The organism is Gemmatimonadota bacterium (genome assembly GCA_030747075.1).
Classification (GTDB): domain Bacteria; phylum ARS69; class ARS69; order ARS69; family ARS69; genus ARS69.
Genome location: JASLLL010000043.1, coordinates 1 through 16,135 on the forward strand (window position 1 = coordinate 1; position 16,135 = coordinate 16,135).

Here is a 16,135-nt window from a genome sequence, read left to right on the forward strand (position 1 = left end):
GTCAGGTCGTAGACCCGCATTCCCGCTCCGTAGCTGGCCACATAGGCACGGTCTCCCGCGAGCGAAACATCGAACATGAGGTCCGATCCCGGGTGGGTTCCGGAGATCACCGGCGCGCCGACTGTGGAGATGTCCAGCGTGACAAGACCCGCGGTCAGGTCCGCGACCACGGCCAGGTCACCGTTCGCGTCCACCCCCACCGCTTCCCCGCCGGTGAAGAGCACACCACCGGCCACCGGCGTGTCGGGATTGGAGACATCGACCTCCACGACACCCGCCTCACGAACCGCCACGAACGCCCGAGTCCCGGACAGTACGACATCCGTCGCCCAACCCGGGAGAGACAGCGTCGCGGTCAGTAGAGGATTCGCCGGGTCGGTGAGGTCCACCACCGAGAGCCCGGAGCTTCCGTCCGCCAGAAACACGCGACCCAACCCCATTGCCAGGCCGCCGTACGCGATGCCGGGCGTATCCACCGATCCCAGGAGCACAGGATTCGCCGGGTCGGCGATGTCCACGACCTCCACGCCCAGAAACTGCCGGGAGAGACACGCACGATCCCCCGAGACGGCCACTCCCCGATAGACATGCCCCGACGCCAGCGCCCCCACCCACACCGGACTCCCGGGATCGGACACATCGGCGATCAGAAGGCCCGCCGCGTACCCCGCCACACACGCAAAATCCCCGGCCAGCGCGACGGCCAGCGCATTGTCGGAGGATGGGGAACTCCCCGCCAGAAACGGAACGCGGCTGTGCAGACGGAGTTCGCCCTTCTGCACATCCCACTCGGCGGAGGTCTCCAGAGAGTCCCGATAGAGGACCGTCTGAAAGTCCTCCGCGAAACTCCCTCCCGCGCGCGCCGGTGGCTGAGGGCACAGCAGAAGAAGCCCCAGAAGGGGTGCGACAACGATGCGGAGTTCCAAGATGCATTCCCGCCAATTGAAGAGACAGCGCCCATCTTACCACAATGAGGGGCGCATCTCTGTCAGGAGGGGTCAGGGCCGCGCGGCCTGAACACCTTGCGGATACTGGGGAAATGGCACTTCTGCTTGCGGATTCAAACGCATCCCGCGCAATGCTGGCAGTAGTCTCCGGCGCGACTCTTACTCGAAGCGAACATCCCTTGCGACCACGGTGAATCCGGATCCGTCGGTGTAGACAATGACATCTCCGCGAACGCCGGAGAGCGCCCGATCCCGATTCGGAATGACACGATCCGAGGCGTAGTAATCAATGCCCCGATTGCGAAGACGACCCAGCACATACGCGTGCTCCACGCCGCCGTTTTCGCTGATCGCATTCGTAATCAGGCCCACCGTGGGCCGAATGAAGTCGATATAGCGTTCGCTGTTTGAGTCGTTCGATCCGTGGTGTCCGAGTTTCAGGATGTCCACATCGAGGAACTCCTGGGAATAGTGGTTCATCAGGAACTGCTCGGACGCAAACTCCGCATCTCCCATCAGAATGGCGGCGAAGTCCCCGTACTGCACGCGGTAGACCATGGAGTCGTTGTTGATCACGCTCCCCGCCTCTTCCTGCGCCGCATAGTCCGGGATCAGGAACTCCTTGCGCCCCGCGGACAAGAGGTCCACCCGCACGCCGGCACCCCACTGAAGATCCGGATCCGAGATGCTGGACGCGCCCCACTCCTTGAAGCGATGCCCCACCTCCGGGGGCCGCGCGGCCATGGCTTCCAGCAGATCTTCGTAGGGGCCATTCGTCAGCGTCTTGTCCGTGATGTCCAGAAAGGTGCCCACCGGGAAGTCCGCGAGAATCCCGACGATGTCCTGATAGCTGTCCCCGTAGAATCCGCCGATGTGATCGTTGTGCACATGGCTCATCGACGCGAAGTCCAGATACGACACGCCCCACCACTGCAGGAACTCACGCACCTCCACGGCATCTTCCGGATGTCCGGCATCCACCAGCGTCCGCGTTCCGTCCGGAGCCTCCATGAAGAGTGCGTCTCCCCACCCGACATCGATCATCGCCAGGACGAAGAGGTCTTCTTCCGCCACCGTGCCGGTCTGGAAGGTGCCGCCATCCAGGTTCATGGAGGCCTCATTCCCGGCGCGATCCCGCATGCGCAGAAGATACGCGTACTCCGCATCCGACGCCGCCGCGACGAGCTTTACGACACCCGCGACCGCAAACTCCTCCGACTGCGAATACGAATGGCGGTGAAGCTCATCCGCTGCCGCTCCGTAGTCCAGCACCGCCTTCACGGGTTCGTCCGAACTCCAGATGGCATACGCCTGCTGATCCGTGGCCGTCATCACTTCGAAAGAAACCAGAGACGGCGCCGTCGTATCTGCGGACGGATCGAAGACGGACTCCTCCGGCCCGCTGCAGGATGCCACGAGGAGAAGGAACGGGAGTACGGCAAGACTCGCAAGTCGGTGAGCCATCGGAAAACCTCCGGAGCGCGGAAAGAGAAGGACGGAGGCTAGCCGGGGCTGTGCTCCGTGTCAATCGAAGTGCGCGCCCTGGGCCAGGCCACACCCAGAACATCCCGAAGCCACTGCCCGAAGAGATCGTGCGTGCGGATTCCCCTCGCTTCCCCCGCGCGAACCCCCCAGGCCCGCACCGGCACCGGTTCTCCCGTGTGCCCGTGAACGCGGGTAGAACGCAGATGGTCTTCATACGGGATGAAGGAGATCCCGAATCGCCCGGACAGAATGCCGCCCAGAGCCGTCTTTCTGTCGTAATGACTCTCTCCGGTGATCAACCGGTCCAGATCCGCCGCCCGGAGCCCGGTGTGCCGCGCCCCACGGTCAATGACCGGCAGGGCCGCCGCTTCCAGCGCCGCCGGCGTCCCTTCCCATGATTCGCCACCGAAAACCTCCGCCTCCATACGCGCCACCGACATCGTCACCACGCTCAAGCTCTCCGGAGCGGCATACTCCATCAGCGTCGGGGAGTCCGTTGCGTGATCCGCCACCACGAGCACAAGCGTGGAGTCCAGATCCACCGTGCCGAGCACCGCTCGAAGCGCACGATCCAGCCGAAGCACATTCGCCGCAACTCCCGCTCCGTCGTGTTCATGGCAAGCGATGTCCACATGCGCTTCCTCGGCCAGCAGGAACCACGGAGTTCCCGACGCCCGCAGCCGTTCGATCGCAGCCACGCACATCTCCGCGAGATCGGGGTCCGCCTCCGAAGAGTCGAGGCTATGCGGCAAGTGCGAATCCGCGAGGAGCCCCAGCACCGGGCGATCCGTCGGCAGGGCCTCATGCAGATCCTCCACGACCGCCACGCCCGCCACGCGCGCTTCCGCGATGAGATCCCGCTGGTCCTGACGACGCCCTCCCGCCTCTTCGCCCCGGAAGTGCCGCGCCCCTCCCCCGAGCGCCACCGTGAACCCCGCCTTCACCAGTTGGGCGGCCATGTCGTTCTCGCGGCCCCGATGATCGACGCGCGCGTAGAAGGGGCCCGGAGTCGCGTGAGTGACGCGCGCCGTTGTGACAAACCCGCACGCTCGTCCTGCTCGACCCAGCGTCTCGAAGAGCACTTCGGACGAATCCTCCCCCGCCGGGATCCCGATCGAATAGACCGGCGCAAGCATCCCCAGCGACCACGCCGTTGCTGCGGCGGCGGAGTCCGTGACGCGAGCCCCGGCCGGACGGGTATCCAGGAACCCCACGGTTTCCGCAGTCGAAAACGCCAGCGACTCCCCGCGTGCCTCCGCGACCGCGCGACCCAGCGACCATGCGCCCACACCAAAGCCATCTCCGACGAGGAGAACGACATTGGGCGGCCGCCCGGGAACATCCGACTCTCCGGAAAACCCGGCGCACGACGCCAGGATGAGCAGCATCAGAGTCCATGCCAATCGTGTCATCGATCTGTCTCCAGCGGTTTGCCAAGTGATGCCGGTGGGCGCGACCTCCCCACAAAACCGGCCAATGCAATCATGGTGAGCACATACGGGAGCATCTGCACAAACTGGGTCGGGATGCCGAGTCCCTGAAGGCGGATCTGCAGAGCCTCCGCCAGCCCGAAGAAGAGGCAGGCCCCCGCAACCGGCAGGGGTTTCCACTTGCCGAAGATCACGGCCGCCAGCGCAATGAAACCGCGGCCCGCGGACATGTTCTTCACAAACTGGTGCGTCTCCAGCGCCAGAAAAGCGCCACCCATTCCCGCCAGCGCCCCGGCCAGCACCACCGCCGCGAAGCGAGTTCGCGCCGGATCCACTCCCAGCGACTCCGCCGTCTGTGGATGCTCGCCGCACGCGCGCAGGCGCAGACCGAAGGGAGTCTGATTCAGGAGAACCAGGACCAGAGGTGGCAGGCAGATCGCCAGATAGACGAGAGGCGTGAACCCGCCCGGCCCCGAAGCGTCAAAACCGGTGACCAGGGGAGTGTTCGCGGAGGATCCGAAGAGCACATCCATCAGGAACTGCGTGAGCCCGACGACCAGCAGATTGAGCGCCACCCCCACGACAATCTGGTCTCCGCGCAAAATGACTCCCGCAAAGGCGTGCACCACGCCCACCAGCGCCCCCGCGCCGGCCGCGGCAACGACCCCCGCCCATGGGTTTCCCGTGGCACCCGCGACAATCGCCGCGGCAAAGGCCCCGGCAAGGAGTTTCCCTTCCAGCGCAATGTTCACCACACCCGCCCGTTCAGACAGGACGCCACCCATCGCCGCAAAGAGAAGCGGAGTCGCCATGCGAACGGCCGAGGCCCATGTCCCCGCGTCCAGGATCATGAGCTCTCCGCCTTTCGCCGGGCGCGCCGCGCGATCAGTCTTCGGGAAACTTCATCTCCAGCGACCACAAACAGGAGAATGCCTGCCTGCACCACCAGCATCAGTTCCTGAGGAATCCCGGTGAACAGATCAATCTCCACCGCTCCCGCATTCAACACTCCGAAGAGAAGCGCCGCCGCCACGACACCCGCCACGCGCACGCGCCCGAGCAGCGCCACGGCAATTCCGAGAAAGCCGACTCCCGACGAGAAGTTGTCGAGGTAGCGATGCCGGAACCCCAGCGCCTCGTTCACCCCCGCCAGTCCGGCCAGTGCCCCGGCCACCGCCATGGCCGCCACGAGAGTCATCCCCGTCGGCACCCCGGAGGTCTGCGCCGCGCGTTCCCCCTGCCCGATGGCCCGCACCCGGAATCCCAGCGGCGTGCGGTAGAGAACCCACGCGACCACCCCGGCCGCTCCCAGCGCCAGAAAAAGCGCGGAGTTCGCGGGGCTGGACGCCGGGACGAGCCTCCCGACAAGCGGGAGGTCTCCCAGACGCGGGATCCACGCGGCCTCTGGCAGGACTGAGGTCTGCGGGATCATCTGGCCGGGTTCCTTGAAGATGTGGACCGTCAGATACCCGGTCAGGCCCGATGCGATGAAGTTCATCATGATCGTATTGATGACTTCATGAACGCCCAGGCGCGCACGGAGAAGTCCCGGGATGGCTCCCCAGACCGCGCCCGCAGCCGCCGCGGCAAGAATGCACAGAGGAACGAGCAGGAACCGCGGCGCTCCCGGAAGATGCAAGGCCGTGATGGAAGCCGCAAAAGCTCCCACCACCAACTGACCCTCCGCCCCGATGTTGAAGAGCCCCGCGCGGAATGCAAACGCCACCGACAATCCGGTCAGCGTCAGCGCCGTGGCGTTGAACAGCACATTCCCGAGTCCGTCGGGTGTGGTCAGCCCTTCGGCAAGGACCTGCGCAGCGCGGAGCGGGTTCTCTCCGATCACGACGGCGAGAATCCCGCCCAGCACGGCAGCCCCGGCCACCGCAAGCAGCGGGGAGATCAGCCCTCTAAGCGACCTGGTCATCCAGCGTGCCTCCCGTCATCACCACTCCCAGCGACTCTTCGTCCGCTTCCCCACGCCGGAACTCCTTCGCGATCAGACCGGTGTAGAGGACGACGATCCTGTCCGACAGCATGAGCACTTCCGACAGGTCCGCGCTCACCAGCAGGATCCCCACTCCCGCATCCCGAAGCGCCAGGATCTCCCGGTGGATGGCCTCCATTGCTCCGACATCCACGCCACGGGTCGGATGTGCCGCCACCAGAATCCGCGGCTCACCCTCCGCCTCCCGCGCAAAGACCACCTTCTGTTGATTCCCGCCCGACAACGACTCCGCCTTCACTCCCGGATCCGCGGGACGAATGTCGAACGTGCGGATTCTCGACTCCGCGTACTCTTTGATCCGCCCCGGATGAAGCGACAGTCCGCTGCGGAACCGCCCCTGGGCCTCGCGTCCGAGAATCAGGTTTTCGCCCACCGTCATCGGACCCACCAGCCCCCCGAGCACGCGATCCTCCGGAACATGGGCCAGCCCCATCCGGCGGATCTCGCCGGGAGAGACCCCCGCGATGCTCTCTCCGCCCAGATGGACTTCCCCGGCAAAGGGCCGCAACCCCCCGAGAATCTCCGTCAGTTCGCGCTGTCCGTTGCCTTCCACTCCCGCAATGCCGAGGATCTCTCCCGCACGCACATCAAAGCTCACATCCCGAAGACGGCCCGCCGCCCGGCCTCCCTTTTCGCCCACCGAGCGGAGGGTAAGCACCGGCTCCCCGGGAGCCTGTCTTGGCGTCCCGTCCGGCGGCGCGGGTTCCCGCCCGACCATGAGTTTCGCGAGATCCCGCTCGGAAGAGGAGGCCGCGTCGCGTACGCCAACCACGCGCCCCGCACGCATCACGGTCACGCGATCCGCCAGTTCCAGCACTTCGCGCAGTCGATGCGTGATGAAGACGATGGACGCGCCATCCGCGGCCAGCGACCGGAGCGTTTCCATGAGTGCGCGCACTTCCGAGGGCACAAGCACCGCGGTCGGCTCGTCGAGAATGAGAACACGCGCGCCGCGCATGAGAACCTTGATGATCTCCAGACGCTGACGCTCCCCGACCGAGAGATCCTCCACGGGCGCATCCGGATCCAGGTCCATGCCGTAAGCCTCCGCCGTCGCCAGGAGTTCCGCGCGGGCACGCTCCCGATCGATCCGGACGCCGCCGCGCCTCGGTTCTTCGCCCAGTATGGCGTTCTCCAGAACCGTAAACGGGGGAATCAGCATGAAGTGCTGGTGGACCATTCCGACGCCGCTCGTCAGTGCGTCGCGTGGCCCGGCAGGAGCGTGGGACTTACCATTCACTTCCATCTCGCCCCCGTCCGGGCGAGTCATCCCGTAAAGAATCCGCATCAGTGTCGACTTGCCGGCGCCGTTCTCTCCGGCAATGGCGTGGATCTCTCCCGCGCCGCACTCCAGATCCACTCCATCCACGGCGGTCACGCCGGGGTAGTGCTTCACCATCCCACGCATGGAGAAGGATGCCGGCGCATTCACCGCGAGGACTCCTCTCGCTGAATGTCCCACGCCCTTGCGTACACGGCGAACTTCACCATGGAGTGGATCCCCGCAATGAGAAACCCGTGGACCCCGTCGCGCCATCCGGACTGAACCACGAACTTCCGAAGGAAGGCCGCTGCGGGATGTGCCACAAGATGAACCGGGCGAATCCGTTTCCGACGGGCGCGGTCCGGCCCCAGGTGCTCCGAATAACGCGCAACGCGGGAGAACGAAGCGGCCAGCGTCGGGTGGGTGTCGTGTTCCAGAGCGCCGGTCAGATTCCCCGGCACGCCATCCATGTGCAGCGTCTCATGCCCGGGTGCTCCCCGCACGCAGACACATTCCCTCCGAACCAGACGAAGCTGCGGATCCGGCCACCAGCCCCCATGGCGAATCCACCGACCCAGGAACCGGTTCCTTCGACGCACACGATATCCATCCACGGCATCCGGCTTCTCGACGGTGCTGCGGATCTGGCGCGCCAGTTCCCCGGTCACCACTTCATCCGCATCGAGTCGAAAGACCCACTCTCCCGTCGTCGCATCCACGGACCGCACAATCTGCTCCGCGAAGTTCCCCGGCCAGGGGATCTCCAGCACCTTCGCCCCCGCCCCGCGAGCTTCCTCCACGGTCCCGTCCGTACTCCCTCCGTCGATGACCACCACCTCGTCCGCCCAGCGCACGGACTCGACCGCCTTGCCGATCCGCCCTCCTTCATTCTGGGCAATCATGCATACGGAGACGGTCGGCGGATTCACGAACGCCCGGTCTCCACGGGAATCTCGATCTCGCCGGCAATCACGGAGTCCGAAAGAGCTTGTATCACCTCGAGCATTTCCGGTGTGAGGAGATGGCGATTGTGTTCATCCACCGAGTAACCGACCCCGCCTTCCGCCAGCCCCAGTTCCAGGAGGCCACCCCGAAACTCCCCGGAATGCGACGCCAGGATGGCCCGGTAGACCGCGTTGTCGACACGCTTGATCATGGAGGTCAGGACCGTCCCCGGCGCGACATCGTTCTGATTCGCGTCCACACCGATCGCGAAGAGACCTTTCTCGCGCGCAGCCTCAATCACTCCCAGCCCGGTGACGCCCGCCGCATGGAAAACGACATCCGCACGCTGCCGGAACTGGGAGAGCGCAATCTCCTTTCCGCGCACCGGATCGGTAAACGCCTCCGGGCGAACACCCGCGTACCCCACGAGAACCCGAGCGTCGGGATTCACGCGTTGCGCCCCCGCGGCGTATCCCGCTTCAAACTTGTGAATCAGCGGAATGTCCATCCCGCCGACAAAACCCACCACCCCCGTCTTGGAAGCCATCGCCGCCAGCGCCCCCACGAGAAACGAACCCTCGTTTTCCCGGAAGACCAGTGACACGACATTGGGCATGTCTTCGATATACCCGTCGACCAGAACGAAGTGCGTTTCTGGAAAGTCCGTCGCCACGGAACGAATGGAGTCGGTGAACAGGAAGCCCACGCCAACGACGACCTCGTAACCGTGAGCCGCCAGCTTGCGAAGACCGACCTCCCGGTCCGAGTCCCCGCTGGGTTCGAACTCGGATGCCACGATCCCCAGTTCCCGGCGGGCCCGATCCATGCCTTCGAATGCGGAATCGTTGAAGGAGCGATCTCCCTTCCCTCCGACATCGAACACCATTCCCACACGAAAGGCGGAATCCCCGGACTCTCCGCCGCCCGAGCCTCCACCGCACCCGGGAAGCAGCACGGCAAGCACCGCCAGCACGGCCATGGTCACTTTCACAATCAGACTCCTTTTCGGGAAGCGAAGGACGACGATGCGCACCACCCCGGCAGTTCGGGAGCCGCTCGTTCGAGCAGCGTGGCGGCACATCGGTTGGCGTCGGTGAGCACGGCCGCGCGGTCCAGACGGCACGGGGCTCCATCTTCCACAAGCAGCTCTCCGGCCACCAGGACGAGCCGCACATCAGACGCCTGCGCCGAATACACCAGCGCCGTCACGGGATCCGTGACCGGCGAAGCGTGGGCCGTATTCAGATCCACCGCAATGACATCCGCCTCCATGCCCGGCGCCAGGCGACCGACGCGGTCGTCCATCCCCAGCGCTTCCGCGCCGCCGAGGGTGGCCATCGTGAGGACATCGCGGGCGGAGAGCCTGCCCGGGCCCGCTGTCCACGACGACAGGAGAGCGGCGGCGCGCATCTCCGAGAATCCATCCAGCCGGTTGTTGGCGGGAGCCCCGTCACACCCCAGCGAAAGATGGACACCCGCTTCCCGCAGACGGTGTGCGGGCTGCACGCCGGAACCCAGCTTCAGGTTGGTGCCGGGACAGTGCACGGCACGCGACCCGGACCGTGCAAGAACGGTCACTTCCTCCTCGTCCAGCCAGACGCAGTGCGCAAGAACGGTCCCCTTTCCGAGGAAGCCGATGTCATCGAAGAAGCACACATTGCGGCGCCCCTTCATCTCCTCCACGGCGCGGCACTCCCGCTCGCCTTCCGAGGCGTGCGTATGGAGAAGGTACTTTCCTCCAGCCAGCGACACGACTTCGCGGAGGAGCTCGTCCGTGCATGACAGTACGAAGCGCGGCGCAAACGCATACCTCAACCGGCCTCCCGCCGCGCCGTCCCACTTCTCCGCCAGGTCAAAACTCTCGCGAAGAGAGTCCAGCGTGGTCTCCAGAAGACCGGCGGGTACGCCTTCGCCATCGTCCATCATGGCCTTCCCGCCGAACGCCCGGATGCCGGTCTCCTCCAGCACCGTGAAGACTTCTTCGTAGTGATGCGTGGTCCCCATGTCGAGCACGGTGGTCGTCCCGCCGAGAAGGAGTTCCAGTACGGACAACCGCGCGGAGGCCCGCAGACTCGCGGGATCATGCGCGGCTTCGAGCGGCCAGATCCGCTCCCGCAACCACGGCAGGAGCGTGCGGTCTTCGGCAAGCCCGCGAAAGAGGGTCTGGCAGAGATGGACATGCGTCTGCACGAGGCCCGGCATCAGCGTCAGCCCGGATGCGTCCACCCGGCGCGCATCTGCCGGGGCTTCCTCCGCGAGGTCGCCGCCCACACGCCGGATTCGGCCGTCGACGACCAGAAGGTCGCCCGTCGACTCCTCCCAGTCCGGCCCTCCGCACAGTATCCGCGCCGCACCCCGCAGGAGAGTGGCCGTCACGAGGCATCCTCCGCATCCGGCACGATTCTCGTGCCCGCCTTCCCGGCGATCGCATCGAGGAGACCGGGCGGGTCCGTGATCAGCGCCTCTCCTCCGCCGGACTCCACGAACTCCACCGCCGCCTCCATCTTCGGACCCATGCTGCCGGGGGGGAACTGCCCCTCGGCGTGGTGGGCCTTCGCTTCGGAAAGCGTGACGGTCCGCAGCGGGCGAGCGGACGCCTTGCCGAAGTCCAGAAGCACTTCGGGAACGCTCGTAACGATGACCAGACGATCCGCGCCCACTTGACGGGCCAGCACGGCGGAGGCGCGATCCTTGTCGATGACCGCTTCCACGCCCTCCAGGCTGCCGTCACTCCGACGCACCACCGGAATCCCACCGCCCCCGGCGGCGATCACAACCGCACCCGCCTCCACCAGCGAGAGAATGGCCTCCGACTCCACGATCTCCAGCGGCCTGGGAGACGGCACCACGCGACGATGCCCTCTTCCGGAATCCTCCACGATGTCCCAGCCGCGCTCCACCGCCTGCTTCGCGGCTTCCTCCCCGGTGTAGAACGGCCCGATCGGTTTGGTGGGATCCGCGAAGGCGGGATCGTCCGGGTCCACGACACACTGCGTCACCACCGACGCCACGGGTCGCTTCATGCCGCGCCGCACCAGTTCGTTCTGGAGCACCTGTTGCAGCATGTACCCGATGCCGCCCTGCGAGTCCGCTCCGCAGACATCGAGCGGCATGGGGGGGATCCGGTCGCGCACGGCTTCGTTCCGAAGGACGATGTTCCCCACGATCGGTCCGTTGCCATGCGACAGGATCACGCCGGCCCCGGAGGCAATCCGTTCCGCAACATCTCCCATGACGCGGCGGGCCACTTCCATCTGTGCGTCGATGGTCCCGAGCCCGTTCGCGGGGAGGATGGCGTTTCCACCCAGTGCGATAAGTTCCATGGCGCGGCCCACTCTCCCGTCTCCCCGCCGGGGGTCAGGCCTCGGCGGCAGGCGGACCGTGGACTTCCACCGGGCCGCCCTGGCGATTGTCCCCGACCGCGACACGCCGGATTCGCAGCCCGCACTTCGAGAGAAGGATGCGGGCAAACTCCTTCACGGCCTCACGAGCCGGTCCCATCGGAGCCTTGTTCACATAGACCAGAACCTCTACATCTCCCGGGATCTTCCCGAGAATCCCCCGCGGATGGGAAAGAAGTTCCGCAGCCTTCTCCGCGGTGATGGGAGCACCCCAGGGCAATCCGAGAAGGTCCTGCACAATCTCCGGGCGATGAACATGGTCGTCGTTCAGTGTGACTCCCAACGCATCCGCTCCAAGAACGATCACGCAGTGCGTCGCGCACAGCGGAAACGCGGGCTCACCGAGGCGGTGCCCCTTGACCGACTTCCCCCGGCTCCCGTCCGCTTCGACCACCACATGGTCCCAACTGAGCCTTCCCAGAAGTTCGCCGAGGTGGTCCGCCGGAAGACCGATGATCTTGTCGCGCATGATGGATCGACCGAGAAAAGTGGCGGGTAGTCCGGCCTCTGCCTCCGCACCCGCGAGAGCCCGGTCAATCCACCGTTTTCCCGACGCCGAGGAGCGCGACTCCCATGCGGTCCATGTCTGCCCCATCGGATCTTTCTCATCCCAGAAGAGAACATCCCGCATATCGGAGAGGTCCTCCATCTTCATGCGCGTGGTGGTCGTGGCGAGCACCCGGCGTCCCTCCTGTCCGCACTCCAGACAAAGGCGTCGGAGGGTCGTCGTCTTCCCGCCACCACCCACCAGCGCCACGACCGAACGCGACGGAATGCCGAGGCCTTCGGTCAGAGTGAGATAGTCCATGCGTCCTCCGGTCAGACTCCCTGCAACAGTCCCGCCATCTTGTCCAGCGCCTTGTCGATGTTCTCCAGCGAGTTGGCGTAGGACAGCCGGAGATACCCTTCACCCTCCGGGCCGAACGAAGTGCCAGCCAGCGCTGCCACGCCCGCCTCTTCCAACAGTCGATGCTGAAGTTCCGAAGCCGGGACACCCGTCCCGGTGATATTCGGGAAGACGTAGAACGCTCCCTTGGGCTTCACGCAGGTGATCCCGGGAATCGCATTCAACCCCTCGACGATCCGGTCCCGACGCCGACGGAACTCCGCCACCATCGCCTCCGCTTCGTCCTGCGGCCCGCGAAGAGCCTCGATTCCGGCAAGCTGCGTAAAGCTGGCCGTGCACGAGTTGGAGTTCGTCATGAGTCGGGCCAGATGCGGCACCAGATCCTGCGGCATGACGCCATACCCGAGGCGCCATCCCGTCATTGCGTAAGTCTTGGAATACCCCTCCACGACGATCGTCCGGTCCGCCATCCCCGGGAAGCGGATGATCGAATCATGCGGCTCTTCGTAGACGATCCGCGAATAGACTTCGTCGGCAAGCACCCAGAAGTCATGCTTCTCAGCAAGCTGAGCAATGGCCTCCAGGTCCGAAGAGGACAGCATGGACCCGCAGGGATTGTGCGGCGAGTTGATGATCAGCATCCGTGTGCGGTCTGTGATCCGCGCTTCCAGATCCGCGATGTCAAAGGTGAACTCCCGATCTTCGCGAAGCGGAAGAGGAACCGGGCGGGCACCGAAGAAGGAGATGACCGATTCATAGATCGGGAACCCCGGGTCCGGGTAGATGACTTCATCTCCGGGATTCACGAGAGCCAGCACGGAATAGAAGAGAATCGGCTTCGCGCCCGGTGTGATCACGATGCGATCCGCGTCGACCGGGACGCCACGATCATTCGAGAAAGTCTCCGCGATGGCCTCGCGGGCTTCGGGAAGCCCTGCGGACGGACCGTAGTGCGTCCACCCGGACTGCATGGCACTCACGCCTGCGGCGATCACATTGGACGGCGTATCGAAATCCGGTTCCCCGATCTCCAGATGGATGACCTCTTTCCCTGTGGCCTCGATCTTGCGGGCCCGCGCCAGCACTTCGAAGGCCGTCTCCGTTCCCAGTCCGTTCATTCGCTCCGCAATGCGCTTCATTTCTCCCCCTTCTGTGGGCTCATCCCGGTCCCGGTCGCCCGCCCTCCTGCCCGAATGCAGCGTGACGGGACATCGGCACCGCGTTGGCAAGTCTGCGCCGTCGGCGAAGATACCACTCCTGCGATCCTCGCGGCAACCGGAGCCGGGTGCCCTCGATCTCTACCCCGCCACGGTGTCGAAGGCGCTCCTCAGACACTGGAGTGCCTGATCGATGTCCGACTCCTCCACGATCAGAGGCGGCGTCAGTCGCAGCACATTGCCGTACCCGCCTCCCCGCCCCACGAGAAGCCCTTCGTCCTTCGCCGCTTCCATGATGCGCCCCGTCTCGGCGACAGCGGGTTCCTTCGTCTGAGGATCACGAACCAGCTCGACCGCAATCATCAGCCCCTTGCCCCGGACCTCGCCAATCATCGGGAACCGATCGGCCAGTTCCTCCAGGCCCTCAGAGAACCGCGCACCCAGTTCCGCGACGCGTGCGGGAAGCCCGCGGTCTTCCACTTCCGCAATCGTCGCGAGAGCCGCCCGGGAAGAAACGGGATTCCCGCCGAAGGTGCAGACATTGTTCCCCGAGTACGCGTCCGCAATCTCCGTTCGCGCGATCAGCGCTCCCATCGGGAAGCCGTTCGCCATTCCCTTTGCGAAGGTCATGATGTCCGGCTTCACGCCCCAGTGTTCAATCCCGAACATATGCGTTCCCGTGCGTCCGAATCCAGTCTGGACCTCATCCGCGATAAAGAGCCCGCCCTTGCGGTCGAGGATTTCGCGGAGCATGGGGAAGTACTCCGGCGGGGGGGTGATGAACCCGCCCACGCCCTGGATGGGCTCCGCGATCAGCGCGGCCACGCTCCCGTGGGTCTGCGTGTCGATCACATCCTCCAGATCGCGGGCGCATCGGACTTCGCACGACGGGTATTCCCGCCCGAGCGGACAGCGATAGCAGTACGCGTTCTGGGCGAAGAGCGTGTTGTGCGGCGCGGAGGTGGGAAGCCTCCACGACGACAGACCGGTCACTCCGATCGCAACCTGGCTTCGTCCGTGATAGGCGTGCCGGAGCGCGACTATGTCGTCCTTCCCGGTAGCGAGCTTCGCAAGCAGGAGCGCGGTGTCGTTCGCTTCCGTACCGGAGTTCGCGAAGAAGCTCTTCTCCAGCCCGTCGGGCGTGATCTCCGCCATCTTGTCCGCAAGGTCCAGCACCGGTTCCGTCAGATAGACGGTGGATGTGTGCTGGAGCCGTCCCACCTGATCGACGACCGCCTTGTTCACGGCCTCATTGCAGTGCCCGACCTGCACGGTCAAGATCCCCGCGAAGAAGTCCAGGTACTCGCGCCCTTCTTCGTCGCGCAGGTGCTGCATTTTCCCTTCGGCCACCACCATGGGGTCTTCGTAGTAGTGCTTCACACAGGGGAGGATTCTCTCGGCCTTCCTCTCCGCAAGACGGCGTCCCTGTTCGGTCATGGTTCCTCTCCGATGGTTTCCCGATGATTCCGTTCAGTCCACATAACCGATGGAGCGCAGGCGGTCTTCTACTTCCGGATCCAGCGGCCCCTCCGGCGGGACGACTCTCGCGTCCGCAATCCAGCGTTCCAGTTCCTCGAACAGACGCACCGGCTCCCCGGCGGGAGGCAGTGCCTGATACTGCAGTTCCCCCGGGTCCGTCCTCGGATCCGTCCAGCCCCGCTGCCTCGCGCCCGGGACCACAAACACCGCCGCTTCCGGGCTTCGCGCCACCCGCGGCTTGCGAAGGTTGGCGTACTCTCCTTCTCTCTCGGCGTCCCAGGGCATCGACGCAACCCCGAAGACCGGCAGCCCGCTTCCACCCCGCGTCCAGTCGGCGAGATTCCCCGCTTCTTCCGGACGACTCCACTCGACCTGAAGTTCCCCGAGGATGGCCGCGGGGACATCGATCGTCCGTACCATGGCGTCGGCAAGGCCCGCGCCGAAGTTCGGACTCCCGCGCACCAGCAGCGGAACGCGGACATCCTGATCGAAGACGGACGGACCGTGCCGGAAGGGCAGCCCCCGTTCACCGAGGCTCTCCCCGTGATCCGAGGTCAGCACCACCATGACGCTCTCTTCGAGTTCCAGCTCCCGGAGGAAACCGCCGATCTCGCGGTCCAGCCCGTCGATCTCCGCCAGGTAGAGCGACGCGACATGCCGCGTCCCGCCACCGTCCAGAAGCGACGGATCATCCCACGCTGCGCGGAGAAACTCCATGGACCCGTTCGCCGGGCCGGAGTATCCGGTGGCACGGAGCGCAAGGTCCACGGAGTTCGGTTCGTACGGGAAGTGCGGCTCGAAGAGATGCACCCACAGGAACGCGCGCCCTTCGCGCTTCGCCCACCATTCGCGGGCCGGTGGCAGCGTCTCCGCGGCAGGCCGCCACCCCTGATCGAGCGGCACATCCCGCACCGTTCGAGAGTCGTACGGATCGAATCCCTGCCCGAGATTCAGTGAGCGATCGAGGGCGGCGCTGGACACAAACGCTCCGGTCGAAAACCCCGACTCGCGGAGAATCTCCGCCAGCGTCTCGACATCCTCCGGCACATACCACCCGTTCCGCGGCACGCCGTGCGTGGTGGGCCACAGGCCGGTGAGCATGGAAGTGTGCGACGCAAGGGTGGTGGGTGAGGGAGAGTAGGCGCGGCAGAACTGCATCCCCCCCCGGAAGAAAC

At 65.4% G+C, this 16,135-nt stretch carries 14 protein-coding genes; all 14 read right to left on the minus strand.

Annotated elements, in window-relative coordinates; translation table 11 throughout:
• Window positions 1-926, minus strand: a 926-nt coding sequence (locus QF819_10500) for a hypothetical protein (protein ID MDP6803580.1), incomplete at its 3' end; no start/stop codon positions are given.
• A gap of 180 nt (window positions 927-1,106) precedes the next feature.
• A complete protein-coding gene (locus tag QF819_10505; GenBank protein ID MDP6803581.1) occupies window positions 1,107-2,411 on the minus strand; it encodes a hypothetical protein in 1,305 nt (434 codons plus the stop codon).
• A gap of 38 nt (window positions 2,412-2,449) precedes the next feature.
• The gene (locus tag QF819_10510; protein MDP6803582.1) at window positions 2,450-3,844 is read right to left on the minus strand and encodes an alkaline phosphatase; all 1,395 of its coding nucleotides are present in this window, start codon (window positions 3,842-3,844) and stop codon (window positions 2,450-2,452) included.
• On the minus strand, window positions 3,841-4,713 hold the full coding sequence (locus QF819_10515; protein ID MDP6803583.1) for an ABC transporter permease: 873 nt from the start codon (window positions 4,711-4,713) through the stop codon (window positions 3,841-3,843). Before QF819_10515 ends, QF819_10510 begins: the two co-directional genes overlap by 4 nt.
• Complete coding sequence (locus tag QF819_10520) at window positions 4,710-5,786, minus strand: ABC transporter permease (GenBank protein MDP6803584.1); 1,077 nt, start codon at window positions 5,784-5,786, stop codon at window positions 4,710-4,712. The genes QF819_10515 and QF819_10520 overlap by 4 nt, the downstream gene beginning before the upstream one ends.
• Window positions 5,770-7,275 carry an ABC transporter ATP-binding protein gene (locus QF819_10525; GenBank protein ID MDP6803585.1) on the minus strand — a complete coding sequence of 502 codons (1,506 nt, stop codon included), beginning with the start codon at window positions 7,273-7,275 and terminating at the stop codon, window positions 5,770-5,772. The genes QF819_10520 and QF819_10525 overlap by 17 nt, the downstream gene beginning before the upstream one ends.
• A 20-nt stretch (window positions 7,276-7,295) precedes the next feature.
• Window positions 7,296-8,060: a glycosyltransferase family 2 protein gene (locus tag QF819_10530; protein ID MDP6803586.1), complete on the minus strand. Its 765-nt coding sequence runs from the start codon at window positions 8,058-8,060 to the stop codon at window positions 7,296-7,298.
• A complete protein-coding gene (locus QF819_10535; protein ID MDP6803587.1) occupies window positions 8,057-9,109 on the minus strand; it encodes a BMP family ABC transporter substrate-binding protein in 1,053 nt (350 codons plus the stop codon). The genes QF819_10530 and QF819_10535 overlap by 4 nt, the downstream gene beginning before the upstream one ends.
• Complete coding sequence (locus tag QF819_10540) at window positions 9,070-10,452, minus strand: 5'-deoxyadenosine deaminase (protein MDP6803588.1); 1,383 nt, start codon at window positions 10,450-10,452, stop codon at window positions 9,070-9,072. The genes QF819_10535 and QF819_10540 overlap by 40 nt, the downstream gene beginning before the upstream one ends.
• On the minus strand, window positions 10,449-11,399 hold the full coding sequence (arcC, locus tag QF819_10545) for a carbamate kinase (protein ID MDP6803589.1): 951 nt from the start codon (window positions 11,397-11,399) through the stop codon (window positions 10,449-10,451). The genes QF819_10540 and arcC overlap by 4 nt, the downstream gene beginning before the upstream one ends.
• A gap of 34 nt (window positions 11,400-11,433) precedes the next feature.
• On the minus strand, window positions 11,434-12,285 hold the full coding sequence (gene yqeC / locus QF819_10550) for a selenium cofactor biosynthesis protein YqeC (protein MDP6803590.1): 852 nt from the start codon (window positions 12,283-12,285) through the stop codon (window positions 11,434-11,436).
• 11 nt (window positions 12,286-12,296) lie between these two features.
• Window positions 12,297-13,463: a pyridoxal phosphate-dependent aminotransferase gene (locus tag QF819_10555; GenBank protein ID MDP6803591.1), complete on the minus strand. Its 1,167-nt coding sequence runs from the start codon at window positions 13,461-13,463 to the stop codon at window positions 12,297-12,299.
• A 159-nt stretch (window positions 13,464-13,622) separates the two neighbouring features.
• Window positions 13,623-14,918 carry an aspartate aminotransferase family protein gene (locus QF819_10560; protein ID MDP6803592.1) on the minus strand — a complete coding sequence of 432 codons (1,296 nt, stop codon included), beginning with the start codon at window positions 14,916-14,918 and terminating at the stop codon, window positions 13,623-13,625.
• A gap of 33 nt (window positions 14,919-14,951) precedes the next feature.
• Window positions 14,952-16,135: sulfatase-like hydrolase/transferase (locus QF819_10565; protein MDP6803593.1), on the minus strand; the 1,184-nt coding region annotated here is incomplete at its 5' end.

Bases quoted from the DNA above. Each gene is read 5' to 3' on its own strand.
- QF819_10555 (MDP6803591.1), bottom strand. From the start codon at position 13,463: ATGAAGCGCATTGCGGAGCGAATGAACGGACTGGGAACGGAGACGGCC.
- QF819_10510 (MDP6803582.1), bottom strand. From the start codon at position 3,844: ATGACACGATTGGCATGGACTCTGATGCTGCTCATCCTGGCGTCGTGC.
- QF819_10515 (MDP6803583.1), bottom strand. From the start codon at position 4,713: ATGATCCTGGACGCGGGGACATGGGCCTCGGCCGTTCGCATGGCGACT.
- QF819_10525 (MDP6803585.1), bottom strand. From the start codon at position 7,275: ATGCGTGGGATGGTGAAGCACTACCCCGGCGTGACCGCCGTGGATGGA.
- QF819_10560 (MDP6803592.1), bottom strand. From the start codon at position 14,918: ATGACCGAACAGGGACGCCGTCTTGCGGAGAGGAAGGCCGAGAGAATC.
- yqeC (MDP6803590.1), bottom strand. From the start codon at position 12,285: ATGGACTATCTCACTCTGACCGAAGGCCTCGGCATTCCGTCGCGTTCG.
- QF819_10520 (MDP6803584.1), bottom strand. From the start codon at position 5,786: ATGACCAGGTCGCTTAGAGGGCTGATCTCCCCGCTGCTTGCGGTGGCC.
- arcC (MDP6803589.1), bottom strand. From the start codon at position 11,399: ATGGAACTTATCGCACTGGGTGGAAACGCCATCCTCCCCGCGAACGGG.
- QF819_10505 (MDP6803581.1), bottom strand. From the start codon at position 2,411: ATGGCTCACCGACTTGCGAGTCTTGCCGTACTCCCGTTCCTTCTCCTC.